The 14,148-nt window shown below is 69.7% G+C and carries 14 protein-coding genes; 8 read left to right on the forward strand and 6 right to left on the reverse strand.

Annotated features, from left to right (window positions below; genetic code table 11):
• The first annotated feature begins 28 nt into the window (after positions 1–28).
• A complete protein-coding gene (locus ACOACQ_RS11025) occupies positions 29–1,198 on the forward strand; it encodes a glycosyltransferase 87 family protein (protein WP_420288298.1) in 1,170 nt (389 codons plus the stop codon).
• Between the two features lie 52 nt (positions 1,199–1,250).
• Positions 1,251–2,156, forward strand: coding sequence for an SGNH/GDSL hydrolase family protein (locus tag ACOACQ_RS11030; protein ID WP_378596019.1), 906 nt, complete (start codon positions 1,251–1,253; stop codon positions 2,154–2,156).
• Between the two features lie 9 nt (positions 2,157–2,165).
• Here ACOACQ_RS11030 and ACOACQ_RS11035 read toward each other — a convergent pair whose 3' ends face one another.
• From ACOACQ_RS11035 to ACOACQ_RS11050, 4 genes are read right to left on the reverse strand one after another with little or no spacing between them, the layout of a single operon-like run.
• Positions 2,166–3,212, reverse strand: coding sequence for a M36 family metallopeptidase (locus tag ACOACQ_RS11035; protein ID WP_420288299.1), 1,047 nt, complete (start codon positions 3,210–3,212; stop codon positions 2,166–2,168).
• 48 nt (positions 3,213–3,260) lie between these two features.
• Positions 3,261–3,545, reverse strand: a complete 285-nt coding sequence (locus ACOACQ_RS11040; RefSeq protein ID WP_420288300.1) for a hypothetical protein — start codon at positions 3,543–3,545, stop codon at positions 3,261–3,263.
• Entirely contained in the window at positions 3,542–3,814 is a 273-nt protein-coding gene (locus ACOACQ_RS11045; protein WP_420288301.1) for a hypothetical protein, read from the reverse strand. Before ACOACQ_RS11045 ends, ACOACQ_RS11040 begins: the two co-directional genes overlap by 4 nt.
• Positions 3,815–3,853: 39 nt before the next feature.
• The gene (locus tag ACOACQ_RS11050) at positions 3,854–4,438 is read right to left on the reverse strand and encodes a 1-acyl-sn-glycerol-3-phosphate acyltransferase (RefSeq protein ID WP_378605272.1); all 585 of its coding nucleotides are present in this window, start codon (positions 4,436–4,438) and stop codon (positions 3,854–3,856) included.
• Positions 4,439–4,533: 95 nt separating this feature from the next.
• Here ACOACQ_RS11050 and ACOACQ_RS11055 point away from each other — a divergent pair, with 95 nt between their 5' ends.
• Genes ACOACQ_RS11055 through ACOACQ_RS11070 form a run of 4 tightly spaced genes read left to right on the forward strand, consistent with a single transcriptional unit; the run spans position 4,534 to position 7,984 of the window.
• A complete protein-coding gene (locus ACOACQ_RS11055) occupies positions 4,534–4,956 on the forward strand; it encodes a Fur family transcriptional regulator (protein ID WP_378605275.1) in 423 nt (140 codons plus the stop codon).
• Between the two features lie 24 nt (positions 4,957–4,980).
• Positions 4,981–7,188 carry a catalase/peroxidase HPI gene (gene katG / locus ACOACQ_RS11060; RefSeq protein ID WP_420288302.1) on the forward strand — a complete coding sequence of 736 codons (2,208 nt, stop codon included), beginning with the start codon at positions 4,981–4,983 and terminating at the stop codon, positions 7,186–7,188.
• Positions 7,189–7,226: 38 nt separating this feature from the next.
• Entirely contained in the window at positions 7,227–7,538 is a 312-nt protein-coding gene (locus ACOACQ_RS11065; RefSeq protein WP_378605283.1) for a GNAT family N-acetyltransferase, read from the forward strand.
• Positions 7,535–7,984 (forward strand): carboxymuconolactone decarboxylase family protein, encoded by a 450-nt coding sequence (locus ACOACQ_RS11070; RefSeq protein ID WP_378605285.1) that lies wholly within the window; start codon positions 7,535–7,537, stop codon positions 7,982–7,984. Before ACOACQ_RS11065 ends, ACOACQ_RS11070 begins: the two co-directional genes overlap by 4 nt.
• On the opposite strand, the gene chrA is transcribed toward ACOACQ_RS11070, so the two are convergent.
• On the reverse strand, positions 7,977–9,125 hold the full coding sequence (gene chrA / locus ACOACQ_RS11075; RefSeq protein WP_378605288.1) for a chromate efflux transporter: 1,149 nt from the start codon (positions 9,123–9,125) through the stop codon (positions 7,977–7,979). The genes ACOACQ_RS11070 and chrA overlap by 8 nt on opposite strands.
• 272 nt (positions 9,126–9,397) lie before the next feature.
• Between chrA and ACOACQ_RS11080 the strand changes: the two genes are divergently transcribed.
• Positions 9,398–11,476 (forward strand): PhoX family protein, encoded by a 2,079-nt coding sequence (locus ACOACQ_RS11080; protein WP_420288303.1) that lies wholly within the window; start codon positions 9,398–9,400, stop codon positions 11,474–11,476.
• An 11-nt stretch (positions 11,477–11,487) separates the two neighbouring features.
• Here the strand turns inward: ACOACQ_RS11080 and ACOACQ_RS11085 are convergent, their stop codons facing one another.
• A complete protein-coding gene (locus tag ACOACQ_RS11085; protein WP_420288304.1) occupies positions 11,488–12,258 on the reverse strand; it encodes an SDR family NAD(P)-dependent oxidoreductase in 771 nt (256 codons plus the stop codon).
• A gap of 100 nt (positions 12,259–12,358) precedes the next feature.
• On the opposite strand from ACOACQ_RS11085, the gene ACOACQ_RS11090 reads away from it, so the two are divergent.
• Positions 12,359–14,143 carry an ABC transporter ATP-binding protein gene (locus ACOACQ_RS11090; RefSeq protein WP_420288305.1) on the forward strand — a complete coding sequence of 595 codons (1,785 nt, stop codon included), beginning with the start codon at positions 12,359–12,361 and terminating at the stop codon, positions 14,141–14,143.
• Positions 14,144–14,148 lie beyond the last annotated feature (5 nt).

Here is a 14,148-nt window from a genome sequence, read left to right on the forward strand (position 1 = left end):
CGCCCCTGGTCACGCCTAGCCTCGCCGGGTGGAATCGTCCCGGTCCGCCCGTCGTCTGGTCCTCGCCCTCGCCGTAGGTGTGGGGCTGTGGTGCGCGTTGCTGGCCTGGCGGTGGGACTGGTTCATCGACCTGCGCGTCTACGAGCTCGGCGCGAGCGCGCTGTTCGGCGGTGACCTGTACGACGTCCGCTTCCATGTAGCGGACCTGCCGTTCACGTACCCGCCGTTCGCGGCGGTGCTGATGCTGCCGGTGGCGGTGCTGCCCCTGTGGCTCACCGCCGCGCTCTGGTCGGCGGCGTGCGTGCTCGTGCTGGCGTGGGCCATCCACGCGACGCTCGAGGCCGGCGGGTCGACGTACCCGGCGATGGTGGTGCCGGTCCTGACGGCGGTGGCGCTGCTGAGCCAGCCGGTGTGGTCGACGCTGTCGTACGGCCAGGTCAACCTCTTCCTGATGGCCGCGATCCTGGCCGACGTCCTGCGTCCCGAACGGCGGCACGCGGGCTGGCTGGTCGGGATCGCCGCCGGCATCAAGCTGACGCCGCTGTTCTTCGTGGCGTTCCTCCTGGTGGTCGGGCAGCGCCGCGCCGCCGGCGTCGCCGTCGGGAGCTTTGCGGCCACGGTCCTCGTGGGTGCGGCGCTCGCACCCACCGCGTCGGTGGCCTACTGGACGGAAATCCTGTGGGACCCGAGCCGGATCGGGGGCGTCGAGTACGCCGGCAACCAGTCCGTGCTGGGCACCCTGAGCCGGTTGCTCGGGCACGAGGCATCGACCTCGCTGTGGTTCGTGGTCGCGGGTTCCGTCGCGGCCCTCTCGCTCGTCGCAGCCGCGCTCCTGTGGCGCTCGACGTCGCCGGCGGCCCGCCCCCTGGCGGTCGGCATGGCTGCCCTCGGCATGGTGCTCGCGTCACCGATCTCGTGGGACCACCACTGGGTCTGGTTCGTGCCGATCGTCCTCGCCCTGTGGCTCAGCGGCCTGCCCCGGGCGCGGGTGGTCGCAGGTGCCGTCGTCGTCATCGCCGCGTCGCGGGCGATCTGGTGGGCGCCGTTCCGCAACGGGGTCGAGTACGACTGGAACCTCTGGCAGGGGCTGTCCGGCAACCTCTACGTGCTGACCGCTGTCGGCCTGGTGCTGCTGGGCGTCGGCTGGGGTGGCCGGGTCCAGCATGTGAGCAATGAGGAGCACTTACTACACAAGTGAAGCAAGCGGACGTAGTGTCGGCGCGACCTGCTGATCGGTCTAGGAGAAACGCATGCGCGCACGCTCGATGAGGTCGGTCACGGCCCTGCTGGCCTTCGGCTCGTTGATGTCGGCCACGGCTTCAGTCGCCCTGGCCACGGGCCCGGCAACTGCGGACCCTTCGCCGGTGGACCGGGTCGAGTACGTCAATCTCGGGGACAGCTTCAGTGCGGGCAGCGGGGTGTTCCCGATCGCACCCCGCACCAATCCGATCTGCTGGCAGTCGTCGAACAACTGGGCCCACGACGTTGCCTCCGAGCACGGCTACCAGTTGACCGACGTCAGCTGCGGGGCAGCGCAGACCAAGGACTACTTCACCGCGCAGATGCAGGGCCTCGCGCCTCAGCTGGACGCCCTGTCCGCGTCGACGGACCTGGTCACGATGACGATCGGCGGCAACGACAGCGACACGCTCGCCAATGCGGCGATCTCCTGTGGGGCACTCGCCGTGGCTTCCCTCGGACAGGGGAGTCCGTGCAAGGCGAAGTACGGCTCCTCCTTTGCCGACACCGTGCGCAACACCACCTACCCCGCGCTGGTCAATGCGCTGAGTGCGGTGCAGGCCAAGGCGCCCAACGCCAGGGTTGCCATCGCTGGTTACCTCTGGCTGCTGCCGCCCACGGGCGGATGCTTCCCGCTGATGCCGATCGCCCGGGGTGATGTGCCCTATCTGCGCGACCTGCAGGCCACCTTGAACGACGCGGTCCGTCGCGCAGCCGAGGTCACCGGCGCAACCTACATCGACGTCTCGACCATCTCCGAGGGCCACGACGCCTGTCGACCGATCGGCACGCGCTGGGTCGAGCCGGCGCTGGGTTCGGTCCAGCTCATTCCGGTCCACCCCAACCTTCGCGGAGAACGAGCCATGGCCGACCAAGCGGTCGCTGTCCTCGGCCTGAACGACGGTCCCGGCCAGTGATCCACCTGCTCAGAACGTGATCCCGCGATCGGCGAACCGGGCCTTGACGGCAGCGGCGAACGCGGGGCCGTCTGCCAGCGCCTCGGCGTACGTCGCGGCGGCAGCGTCTGAGAAGGACGTGTCGGGCGCGTAGCTGAACTGCGAGGCGATCAGCGTCCGGTCCCAGTCCTTCGTCGTCCCGCCCAGGGCGACGTAGTCGTTGCGGATCTCCCACAGCGCCTGGGACCAGATCTGTCCGTCGTGGTGGACCTGGTCGATCTTGTCCTCGACGGTCAGGTCCGTGTGGAAGCTGCGGATGCAGTGCGGTGCGTCCGTGTACGACGTCGCGTCCCAGTCCATCGGGCACGACGGGTCGGCGGCGACCGGCCAGCCGTGGGTGGCCGCGGCGTCGAGGCCGACGGTCACCGCGAGGTAGTCGCCGAAGGACTCACCGATCGAACCGGCCTCGAGGCTCTGGCCGTAGCCGGGGACCTGCGACTGGTGCACGGCGTGGCCGTACTCGTGGACGATCACCTCGGCGTCCTCCGCGTCGTCGACCCCACCCTTGCCGAGTCGCACGCGGAAGGGCTTGTCGGTCTGGTAGCTGTTGTCGCCGCCGTACTGGTTGATCTTCACGGGGAACGGCTCGTGCAGGATGTTGTCGAAGCCCAGGGACTGCAGGTACTCCTGCGCCTGGTTGACCCAGAAGTACGCCATCACCTGCTCGAACTGGTCCTGCGAGCGGTTGTAGAGGTAGGTGTTCGTCCTGCTGAAGGCGGGCGTGCCGGTGCTCGACTCGACGGTGACCCACTTGCCGCGGAGGTAGCCCGAGCCGTCGAGGTTGCGCAGCTGGGCGTCGGCATACGCCCTGTCGGGTACGGCGCCCGCGGAATCCTTCTGGTCGGTCAGGTCCTGGTCGTTGCTCGACTGGACCGGATTGACCATGAAGATCCGCCCCGTGCCGGTGGCGCTGTTGCTGCCGCCCTTGTCCGCACCAGCAGGACCCGTCGCCACCAGGCCTCCCGCCAGGGACAACGCACCGACGAACACCACTGCTGACTGACGCAACCGACTCACGTGGGACCTCCTGCTGGGCTCTGGACGACCTTCCGCACAGTACGCCGCTCAGTCCGGATCGTCTGCCCCCTTCGCGCCGGCCGCGAGGCGCATCGTGAGGATCGCTGCACAGACCGGCGTGATCACCAGGTTCGGCAGCAGGATCGGCAGCAGGCCGTTCGCGGCGCCGTACACGATCCAGGCGAGGCCCTGCGCGGTCGCGATGGTCCAGGTCCACACGCTCAGGCCGCTCATCGCCCTGACGTCGTGGCGCTTGTCGATCGTGCGGCGGGCATGCGGCAGGAACTGTGCGACGTCGACGACGCCCACCAGCAACCCCAGGGCAACGCTCACGTGGCCCGCCGCCTCGCCCGCTGGAGCATGCCGAAGATCAACGTGGCGCAGGCCAGGTTGAGGACGCCGGCCACCACCACGGGCACCGCGTGGGCACCGCTGCCGTAGACCACCAGCAGTGCGTTGAACCCCACCGCGATCGCGTACGCCGACGCGCTGATCGCCGCGAGGGCCTCGACGTCGCGGCGCAGGCGCACCACCCGAACGGCCTGCGGAGCCCACATGCTGGCGGAGCCCACCGCGCCGACGTACCCGATGGCCTCGAACATGGGGCAAAGGGTGCCACGGGACCTGAAGGCCCCGACGACTCAGTCCGCCGCGTTCTCCTCGCGGAGCCGCGGTTCGGTCCGGTTCTCCGGACGGACGCCCATCTTGTCGGCGTAGAAGGCGCGCACGAAGTCCATGTCGGCGACGACGTCGTCCGACGGACTGAAGGTCGGGCCCATGCCGAGGGTCCGGGTGGGGGAGTCGATGAAGCCGAGGCTGATCGGCAGGCCGGTCTGCTGGGAGATCCGGTAGAAGCCGGGCTTCCAGTACTCGCCCTTGCCACGTGTGCCCTCGGCCGCGATGACGAGCAGGAACGGCTCGTCGCCCGCGGCCTCCTCGAGCAGCGCGCGGATCGTGGCGCCCGGGTTCTTGCGGTCCAGCGGGATCCCGCCGGTCTTGCGCATGAGCCAGCCGATGGGCCCCTTGAAGAAGCTCTCCTTGATCAGGACCTGGGGGCTGCGCCCGTTGGACCAGGCGATCAGCAGCATCGCGACCCAGTCCCAGTTCGAGGTGTGCGGAGCGCCGACGAGGATGCCGGTCTGGGGTACGTCGCCCACGAGGCGCCACCTCGTCGTACGCAGTGCGCCGCGGGCGAAGGCGCGTCGGACCCTCATCTGGTGTGCCATGTCGTGACGCTATCGGCTCGCGCCGTGGGCAAGGAGATCGGGGACGCGCCGGAGCCAGTCTTGACTCATTCAAGATTAGTGGCAGACTGTCGAACGTGACCGCTCCCGACTTCCAGCAGCTGCTGCGAGACGTCGACCTGCGCGTCACCCAGCCCCGGCTGGCCGTGCTGCAGGCCGTGCATGCGCACCCGCACGCCGACACGGAATCGGTGATCGCGGCGTCGCGGTCCGTCGTCCCGGACGTGTCGCACCAGGCGGTCTACGACTCGTTGCACACCCTCACCGAGGCCGGACTCGTGCGCCGCATCAAGCCTGCCGGTTCGGTGGCCCGCTACGAGACGCGGACCGACGACAACCACCACCACGTCGTGTGCCGGTCCTGCGGGTCGATCGCCGACGTGGACTGCGCGGTGGGGCACGTGCCGTGCCTGACCGCTTCCGACTCCCACGGTTTCGTCATCGACGAGGCCGAGGTCATCTATTGGGGCCTGTGCCCCGACTGTTCCGCCCACACCTGAACGAACACCCCCGAAAGGTTGAGCATGTCCGAGAACCAGGCAGGCTGCCCCGTCGCCCACGACGGCAGCGAGAGCGAGAACCCCGCTCTGGACGCACCGGAGCCCAAGGGGCACCGCCCGCGGTCCAACCAGGACTGGTGGCCCAACCAGCTGGACCTGTCGGTGCTGCACGCGCACGCCCCGGCGTCCAACCCGCTCGGCGCCGAGTTCGACTACGCCGCCGCGCTGGCCACCCTCGACCTCGAGGCGCTCAAGCAGGACGTCGTCGACGTCCTCACGGACTCCCAGGACTGGTGGCCCGCCGACTTCGGCCACTACGGCGGCCTGATGATCCGGCTCAGCTGGCACGCGGCCGGTACCTACCGCATCTACGACGGTCGCGGTGGCGCCGGTGACGGCGGCCAGCGGTTCGCCCCGCTCAACAGCTGGCCCGACAACGGCAACCTGGACAAGGCCCGCCGCCTGCTCTGGCCGGTCAAGCAGAAGTACGGCCAGAAGATCTCGTGGGCCGACCTGCTCGTGCTGGCCGGCAACGTCGCGCTGGAGTCGATGGGCTTCAAGACCTTCGGCTTCGCCTTCGGCCGCGAGGACGTCTGGGAGCCCGAGGAGATCTTCTGGGGTCCCGAGGACACGTGGCTCGGCGACGAGCGCTACAGCGGCGAACGCGAGCTCTCCGAGCAGCTCGGTGCGGTCCAGATGGGCCTGATCTACGTCAACCCCGAGGGCCCCAACGGCAACCCGGACCCGCTCGCCTCGGCGCGCGACATCCGCGACACGTTCGCCCGGATGGCGATGAACGACGAGGAGACCGTCGCGCTCATCGCCGGTGGTCACACCTTCGGCAAGACCCACGGTGCTGGCGACGCGGACCTCGTCGGCGTCGAGCCCGAGGGCGCGCCGATCGAGGCGCAGGGCCTGGGCTGGAAGAGCGAGTTCGGAACCGGGAAGGGTGGCGACGCCATCACGTCCGGCCTCGAGGTCACCTGGACCGACAAGCCGACCCAGTGGAGCAACCGGTTCTTCGAGATCCTCTTCGGCTTCGAGTGGGAGCTCACCGAGAGCCCGGCCGGCGCCAAGCAGTGGGTGGCCAAGGACGCGGAGGCGATCATCCCCGACGCCCATGGCGGTCCCAACAAGCTTCCGACGATGCTCACCAGCGACCTCGCGCTGCGGTTCGACCCGACGTACGAGAAGATCTCGCGCCGCTTCCTGGAGAACCCCGACGAGTTCGCCCTGGCCTTCGCCAAGGCCTGGTACAAGCTGCTGCACCGTGACATGGGTCCGGTGTCGCGCTACCTCGGCCCCTGGGTGCCGGAGCCGCAGCTGTGGCAGGACCCCGTTCCGGCCGTGGACCACCCGCTGGTCGACGAGCAGGACATCGCTGCGCTCAAGGCGAAGGTCCTCGACTCCGGTCTCGACGTGTCGCAGCTGGTCTCCACCGCATGGGCATCGGCCGCAACCTTCCGCACCACCGACAAGCGCGGTGGCGCCAACGGAGCGCGGATCCGCCTGGCGCCGCAGAAGGACTGGGAGGTCAACCAGCCCGACCAGCTCGCCACGGTGCTCGCGACGCTCGAGCAGGTCAAGGCCGACTTCGACGCGCAGGGCGAGAAGAAGGTCTCGCTGGCCGACCTCATCGTGCTCGCCGGCTCGGCCGCGGTCGAGAAGGCTGCCCGCGACGGCGGCTTCGACCTGACCGTGCCGTTCACGCCCGGTCGCACCGACGCCGCGCAGGAGCAGACCGACGCCGAGTCGTTCAAGGTGCTCGAGCCGCGCGGCGACGGATTCCGCAACTACGTCCGCCCCGGTGAGAAGCTCCCGTTCGAGAAGCTGTTGCTCGAAAATGCCTACATGCTCGGCCTCTCGGCGCCGGAGATGACCGTCCTCCTCGGTGGCCTGCGCACCCTCGGCGCCAACGCGGCAGGCTCGACGCACGGCGTGCTCACCGAGAAGCCGGGCGTCCTGTCGACCGACTTCTTCGTGAACCTGCTCGCTCCCGGCACCGTCGTGAAGGTCTCGGAAGGCGAGGAGAACGTCTACGAGATCCGCGACGCCGCCACGGACGACGTCCGCTGGACCGCGACCGCGGCGGACCTGGTCTTCGGCTCCAACTCGCAGCTGCGCGCCCTCGCCGAGGTCTACGCCAGCGACGACGCGAAGGAGAAGTTCGTCAACGACTTCGTCGCCGCGTGGGTCAAGGTCATGGACGCGGACCGGTTCGACCTGCGCTGATCCACCCGTCCTGAAAGGGGTGCTGGCATGCTGGGGGCATGAGCGAGGCCCCTGACAACAGCACCATCACCTACGTCCACGTCCCGGATCTCCGTCGTTACGAGATCCGGGACGTCGACGTTCTGGCCGGCTTCACGCAGTACCGGCTGCCCGACGACGTCCACGTCGACTTCGTCCACACCGAGGTCGACGACGCGTACGGCGGCCGGGGGCTCGCCGGCGGGCTCGTGGAGTTCGCCCTCGCCGACGTACGCGCCCAGGGGAAGCGGATCATCGCGCACTGCCCGTACGTCGCTCGGTGGCTGACCAAGCACCCGGAGTACGACGACATCACGGACCCCGTGACGTGAGGAAGGGCTTCTACCTCGACAAGGCCGCACCGGCGGTCTACCAGGCCGCCACCGGCCTCTCCCAGGCCGCCGGTGACGCAGCGGAGGCTGCCGGGATCGGACGGATCCTCGTCGAGCTGATCAACCTGCGGGTCTCCCAGATCAACGGCTGTGCCTACTGTCTCGACCTGCACCACCGCCAGGCCGTGGAGGCCGGAGAGACGGAGCGGCGGCTCGCCGTCCTGTCGACGTGGTCGGAGACCAGCCTGTTCACCGAGCAGGAGCAGGCCGCGTTGCAGCTGGCCGAGTCGATCACCCAGCTGCCCGAGCTCCTCGAGCGTCGCTACGTCGAGGACGAGGCTCGTGCGGTGCTGGGCGATGCGGCCTATGCGGCGGTGGCCTGGGTGGCCATCACGATGAACGCCTTCAACCGGATCTCGATCACCAGCCACCACCCGGTCAGATGAGGACGTGGGCGACGCCCACGAGCGCGCCCGCAGCGATGAACCACACACTGTTGAGCCTGGTCCGCCAGAGCAGCACCAGCGTGGCGAGGAACAACGCGATCGTCAGGGGGTCGACCAGCGAGGTCCGTCCGAGCTGGAGCGAGACGCCCGCCATCAGTGCCAGCGCCGTGGCGTTGACGCCATCGAGCAGGGCCGACGTCCACGCCCGGGACCGCAGCCAGTCGGCGAGCCGGGTGAGCAGTCCGACGAAGATGAACGACGGCAGGAAGATCGCCACGGTGGCGAGGAACGCGCCCGGGAACCCGGCGATGACGTAGCCCAGGAACGTCGCGGTCGTGAACAGCGGCCCGGGCGTCACCTGCCCGATCGACACGGCGTCGATCAGCTGCTGCTGGGTGACCCAGCCGAGGCGGTCCACGAAGTCGCCCTCGAGGAACGTGAGCAGGACGTAGCCGCTGCCGTAGAGCACCGAGCCGATCTTGAGCATCGTGAAGAACAGCTGGGCCAGCTGTGTGCCGGTCGGATCGGTGAAGACGGGGGAGCCGACGAGCAGCGGGATCCCGAGCAGGTGGTGTCGCTCGCCGCGGCCCCGGAACAGCGCCTGGCCCGCTTGCGCGACGGCGGCCAGCAGGGCGCCGGCGAACAGCACGACGAGCTCGTTCACCCCGAGGAGGTACGACGCCAGGGCAGCCGCCGCCAGGAGTGCGAGCCACGGCGACTTGAGCACGGTCCTGCCCAGGCCGACCAGCGCCCAGGCGATGATCGCCACGACGACCGGCACGACGCCGTACAGGACTCCCTCGATGGCAGGCGTGTCGCCGTACTCGACGTAGGCCCAGGCCAGTGCGGTGACCATCAACGCCGCCGGGAGGATGAAGCCGAGGCCGGCCAGCACCAGGCCGCGCCAGCGGGCCCGCTCGTGGCCGAGGTGCATCGCGAGCTCGGTCGAGTTGGGTCCCGGGATCAGGTTGGTGGCGCCCATCAGGTCCGCGAACCGTTGGTCGGTGACCCACTCGCGCCGTCGTACGAACTCCTCGCGCATCAGCGCGACGTGGGCGGCCGGGCCGCCGAACGCGATGACCCCGAGGCGCAGGAAGACGCCCGTCACCTCCCGCGCCGAGCCGGTGGGTCGGGGGTCCATGGGCGTCATCATGCCGTGCCGCGCCGGACAGCAGGCACGGGCCGTCCGCACGAAAAGGTCGCGCGGGTAGGGCATGTCGGCTGACCGCCGCCCCAGCACGCACCTGAGCACCTTCTCCTCGGTCGTCGGGCCTCCGGCCCGTCTCCCTCGTCGGCGGCACTCATGCACGCACTGGAACGACGCTCAACTCGACAGCCCCTACCCGCGCGACCTTCACCGACACGCAACCTGCTGGCTCGGAGGGGTTCACCGGCGACTGGTCGGCTGCGCCCATGACCTCCGTCGTTCCCGAGAACCGGCCCCTGCTCGCGCTTGCCCCCACCGGCAACCGCCACGGATCCCGGTCGCACCTGACCTGCTTCTTCCGTTGTGGCAACGCCTGTGACCAGCCCGAGCCGAACACGACCGCCCACGCCCACATCCAGGACGAGATCGCGAAGGCCGTCGGCCGCCGCAGCGTCCTGCGGGGCGGCGCCGTCACCGCGAGCGCGCTCCTCGTCGGCGGCCTCGTGCACTCAGCCGGTTCTGCGGCCGCTGCCGCCCCGGGTGCCCAGCGCCCCGGCGCTCCCTCGGGTCACGGCACCCTCGGCAACGCGGTCTTCTCGCCGGTCGAGCCGAACAAGCGCGACGCGTTCACGACCGCGAAGGGCTTCGACCACGACGTCGTCATCCGGTGGGGTGACCCGGTCGTCAAGGGCGCACCCGAGTTCGATGCCCACGCGCAGACGGTCGCATCGACCCGCAAGCAGTTCGGCTACAACTGCGACTACGTCGGCCTCCTGCCACTCAACGATGACGAAGCCCTGCTGGTCGTCAACCACGAGTACACCGACGAGAACCTGATGTTCCCGACCGGCGAGTACACCGCGGACGAGATCAAGCGGATCGCGATCGCGAACCACGGCATGTCGGTGGTCCGGGTCCGCCGCCACAACCGTCCGGGCTCCTGGAAGCGCACCGGCCTCGGCCAGGCGAAGGAGAACCGCCGCCTCCACGACGCGACGACCTTCGAGCTCGTCGGTCCTGCTGCCGGCGACGCCCGCCTGAGGACGACTGCGGACATCGAAGGGCGCTGGGTCCTCGGCACCTTCAACAACTGCGCCGGCGGCACCACCCCGTGGGGCACGGTCCTCTCGGGCGAGGAGAACTTCAACCAGTACTTCGACAAGGGCGCCGGCCTCGACACCCGCTACACGACGCAGTACGCCCGCTACGGCATCAACGGGGCCGGCAAGGGCTGGAGCTCGGTCGACCCGCGCTTCGACCTGTCGAAGGAGCCGCACGAGCCGCACCGCTTCGGCTGGATCATCGAGGTCGACCCGTTCGACCCGACCTCCACGCCGCGCAAGCACACGATGCTCGGCCGCTTCAAGCACGAGGGCGCCAACATCGCGATCTCGGCAGAGGGCCACGCCGTCGCCTACATGGGTGACGACGAGCGCGGCGACTACCTCTACAAGTTCGTCTCCGCCGAGAAGTACGACGGTGCGGGTACGACAGCCGCCAGGAAGCACAACCTCACGCTGCTCACCAAGGGCACGCTGTACGTCGCCAGGCTGGTCGGCGACGGCACCGAGGACGGCCTCTTCGACGGCACCGGCACCTGGCTGCCGCTCACGACGGACACGCAGTCCTTCGTGCCCGGCATGTCCGTCGCCGACGTACTCCTCTTCACGCGGCAGGCCTCCGACAAGCTGGCCCCGACCAGGATGGACCGTCCCGAGGACGTCGAGGCCAACCCGGTCAACGGCAAGGTCTACGCAGCGCTGACCAACAACTCGAACCGCGGCTCGGGCTCCCTGCCGGTCGACGAGGCCAACCCGCTCGCGACCTCACAGGTCCGGGCGAGCATCGCCGCTCCGCTGACCAACGCGAGCGGCAACCGCAACGGCTACGTCCTCGAGATGACGCCGGGTGGCAACGACCACGCCTCCACCACGTTCACCTGGGACCTGTTCCTGGTGTGCGGCGACCCGGCCGCGCCGGAGAGCTGGTTCGGTGGGTTCGACAAGACCAAGGTCAGTCCGATCAGCTGCCCCGACAACGTCTCGTTCGACACCGTCGGCAACCTGTGGATCTCCACCGACGGCAACGTCCTCGGCAGCAACGACGGTGTCTTCCGGGTGCCGGTCGCTGGTCCGAACCGCGGCCAGGTGCAGCAGGTCTGCACCGTGCCCAAGGGCGCGGAGGCGTGTGGCCCGCTGGTCACCGACGACGACCGCTCGCTCTTCGTCGCGGTCCAGCACCCCGGCGAGATCGACGGTGCCACGTTCGAGGACCCGGCCAGCACGTGGCCGCACACCGACGCGTTCCCGCGTCCGTCCGTCGTGGTGGTCTACGCGAGCCGCTGATCAGGTGCTGATCAGGTGATCGTCATCCCGCCGTCGACGGCGATCGTCTGGCCGGTGATGTAGCCGGCGGCGTCGGACGCCAGGAACACGGCAGTGGCCGCGAGTTCCCGCGGGTCGCCCTTGCGGCCCGCGGGGATCCGCGCCTGCTGGGACTCGAGGTAGCCCGGCGGGTAGGAGCCGGTCATCTCCGAGAGGAAGAAGCCCGGTGCGATCGCGTTCACGCGGATGCCCTTGCGGCCGGTCCACTGCTGGGCCAGGTCACGGGTGAGCCCGATGATCGCTGCCTTCGAGGCGGCGTAGGCAGCCTGGGGGAGTCCGGCGGTCGTGAGGCCGAGGACCGAGGAGATGTTGATGATGCTGGAGCCGGGCTGCATCACCCGGCCGCAGGACTGCGCCATCCAGTAGCTGCCGTTGAGGTTGATGTCGATCACCTCACGGAACTGCTCGGGAGTCTCCCTCGTCGCCGGGACGGCGGTGCCCACGCCGGCGTTGTTGATGAGGATGTCGACCCGGCCGAACTCGGCCATCGCGGCGTCGACGAGCGCCTGGCACGACGCCGGGTCGGCCACGTCGGTCGCCACGCTCACGGAGCGGCGGCCGGCGGCCTCGACGAGTGCGGCGGTGTCGGCGAGGCGCTCGACGCGGCGGGCGCCGATCGCGACGTCGGCGCCGGCCTCGGCGAGGGCCTTCGCGAAGTCGACGCCGAGCCCGGAGCTGGCGCCGGTGACGACGGCGACCTTGCCGTCGAGGCGGAACATGGACGAGAGATCGCTGGCGGTCATGGACGGCACGGTAGTGCTTCGCCGCGCGCGGGACCGGCCAAGGGCAGGTCGAGGCGCGACAGTAAGGTTCGCCTAACCAGTTGTCGAACCCGGGAGTGCCGTGCAGTCCATCGCGCCCATTGATCGTCCGCTCCGCGCGTTGTGGAATCGCTACGACCGACTCCGGGGGCGGTTCCTGCTCGCGGTCCTGATGTCGACGGTCAACAAGGTCGCCGACGTGATGCCCGAGCTGCTCATCGGAGCGGCGGTCGACGTCGTCGTACGCGGGTCGGACTCGTTCGCCGGTGACCTGCTGGGGGTCGAGTCGCGGTACGCCCAGCTCGCCTGGATCGCCGGGTTCAACGTCGTCGTCTGGGTCATCGAGTCCGCGTCCGAGTACGTCGCCAGCCTGTTGTGGCGCGGACTGGCGCAGACCGTCGAGCACGAGCTGCGGGTCGACGCCTACGACCACGCCCAGCACCTGCACCTCGGCTGGCACGAGTCGCGGCCGCAGGGCACGACGCTCGCGACGCTCAACGACGACGTGAACCAGCTCGAGCGGTTCCTCGACATCGGCTTCCCCGCGATCCTGCAGACCTTCCTGAACATCGTGCTCGTCGGCGCCGTGTTCGCGATCGCGTCGTGGGAGCTGCTGCTCTACGCCTTCCTCCCGATCCCGATCATCGTGATGGGCTCGTTGCTCTTCCAGAAGCGGCTGGAACCCCTCTACGACAAGGTCCGTTCGGCGGTCGCCGACCTGTCCGGTGCGCTCAGCGCCAACCTTGGTGGCATCGCGACCATCAAGGCCTTCACCGCCGAGGACCGCGAGCGGGAACGGATCAAGGGCGTGTCGGCGGCGTACCGCGACGCCAACGTCCGCGCGATCCGCTCGTCGGCGGCCTTCGTGCCCCTGGTACGGATGGCGATCCTCGCGGGCTTCACCTGCACCCTGCTGCTCGGTGGCTGGGCGACCCTGCGCGGTGACCTGGAGCTCGGCCTCTACTCGGTGCTGGTCTTCATGACGCAGCGCCTGCTCTGGCCGATGACCGACGTCGCCGAGGTGCTCGACCTCTACCAGCGCGGCCGCGCGTCGACAGCCCGCATCCTCGCGCTGCTCCACGAGCCGGTGACCGTGCCTGCAGGGACCGCCAGCCTCGCCAAGCCCGTGCGGGGTCGGGTCGAGCTGCGGGGCGTCCGGGCCGGGTACGCCGACGGGCCGGATGTCCTGCACGGCATCGACCTCGTCGTACCCGCTGGCGAGACGCACGCCATCGTCGGGTCCACCGGGGCCGGCAAGTCCACGCTGCTGCGGCTGGTGCTGCGCTTCGACGACGCCCGCGAGGGCCAGGTGCTGCTCGATGGCGCCGACGTGCGGGAGCTCGACTGGGACTCGCTGCGCGGTTCCATGGGGTACGTCGCCCAGGACGTCTATCTCTTCTCGGGCACCATCGGCGAGAACATCGCCTACGGCCGCCCGGGCGCCACGGAGACCGAGATCCGTGAAGCCGCCGATGCCGCTGCCGTGGCCGACTTCATCGAGGGCCTGGCCGACGGGTACGACACGTGGGTGGGGGAGCGCGGGATCACCCTGTCGGGCGGCCAGCGCCAGCGGATCGCGCTGGCCCGCGCCCTGCTGCGCGATCCGGCCATCCTGGTGCTCGACGAGGCCACGAGTGCGGTGGACAACGAGACCGAGGCGGCCATCCAGTCGTCCTTGCGCCGCGCGGCAGAACGGTGCACCACGATCGTGGTCGCGCACCGGCTCTCGACCGTCCGGCATGCCCACCGGATCTGGGTGCTGGACGGCGGTCGGGTCGCCGAGGCGGGCACCCATGACGAGCTGGTCGCGCTCGGGGGCAGCTATGCCGCCCTGTGGCGCGTCCAGACCGGTGAGGCCGTGGCCTGACCTGA

Source organism: Nocardioides sp. CPCC 206347 (genome assembly GCF_048654605.1).
Classification (GTDB): Bacteria; Actinomycetota; Actinomycetes; order Propionibacteriales; family Nocardioidaceae; genus Nocardioides.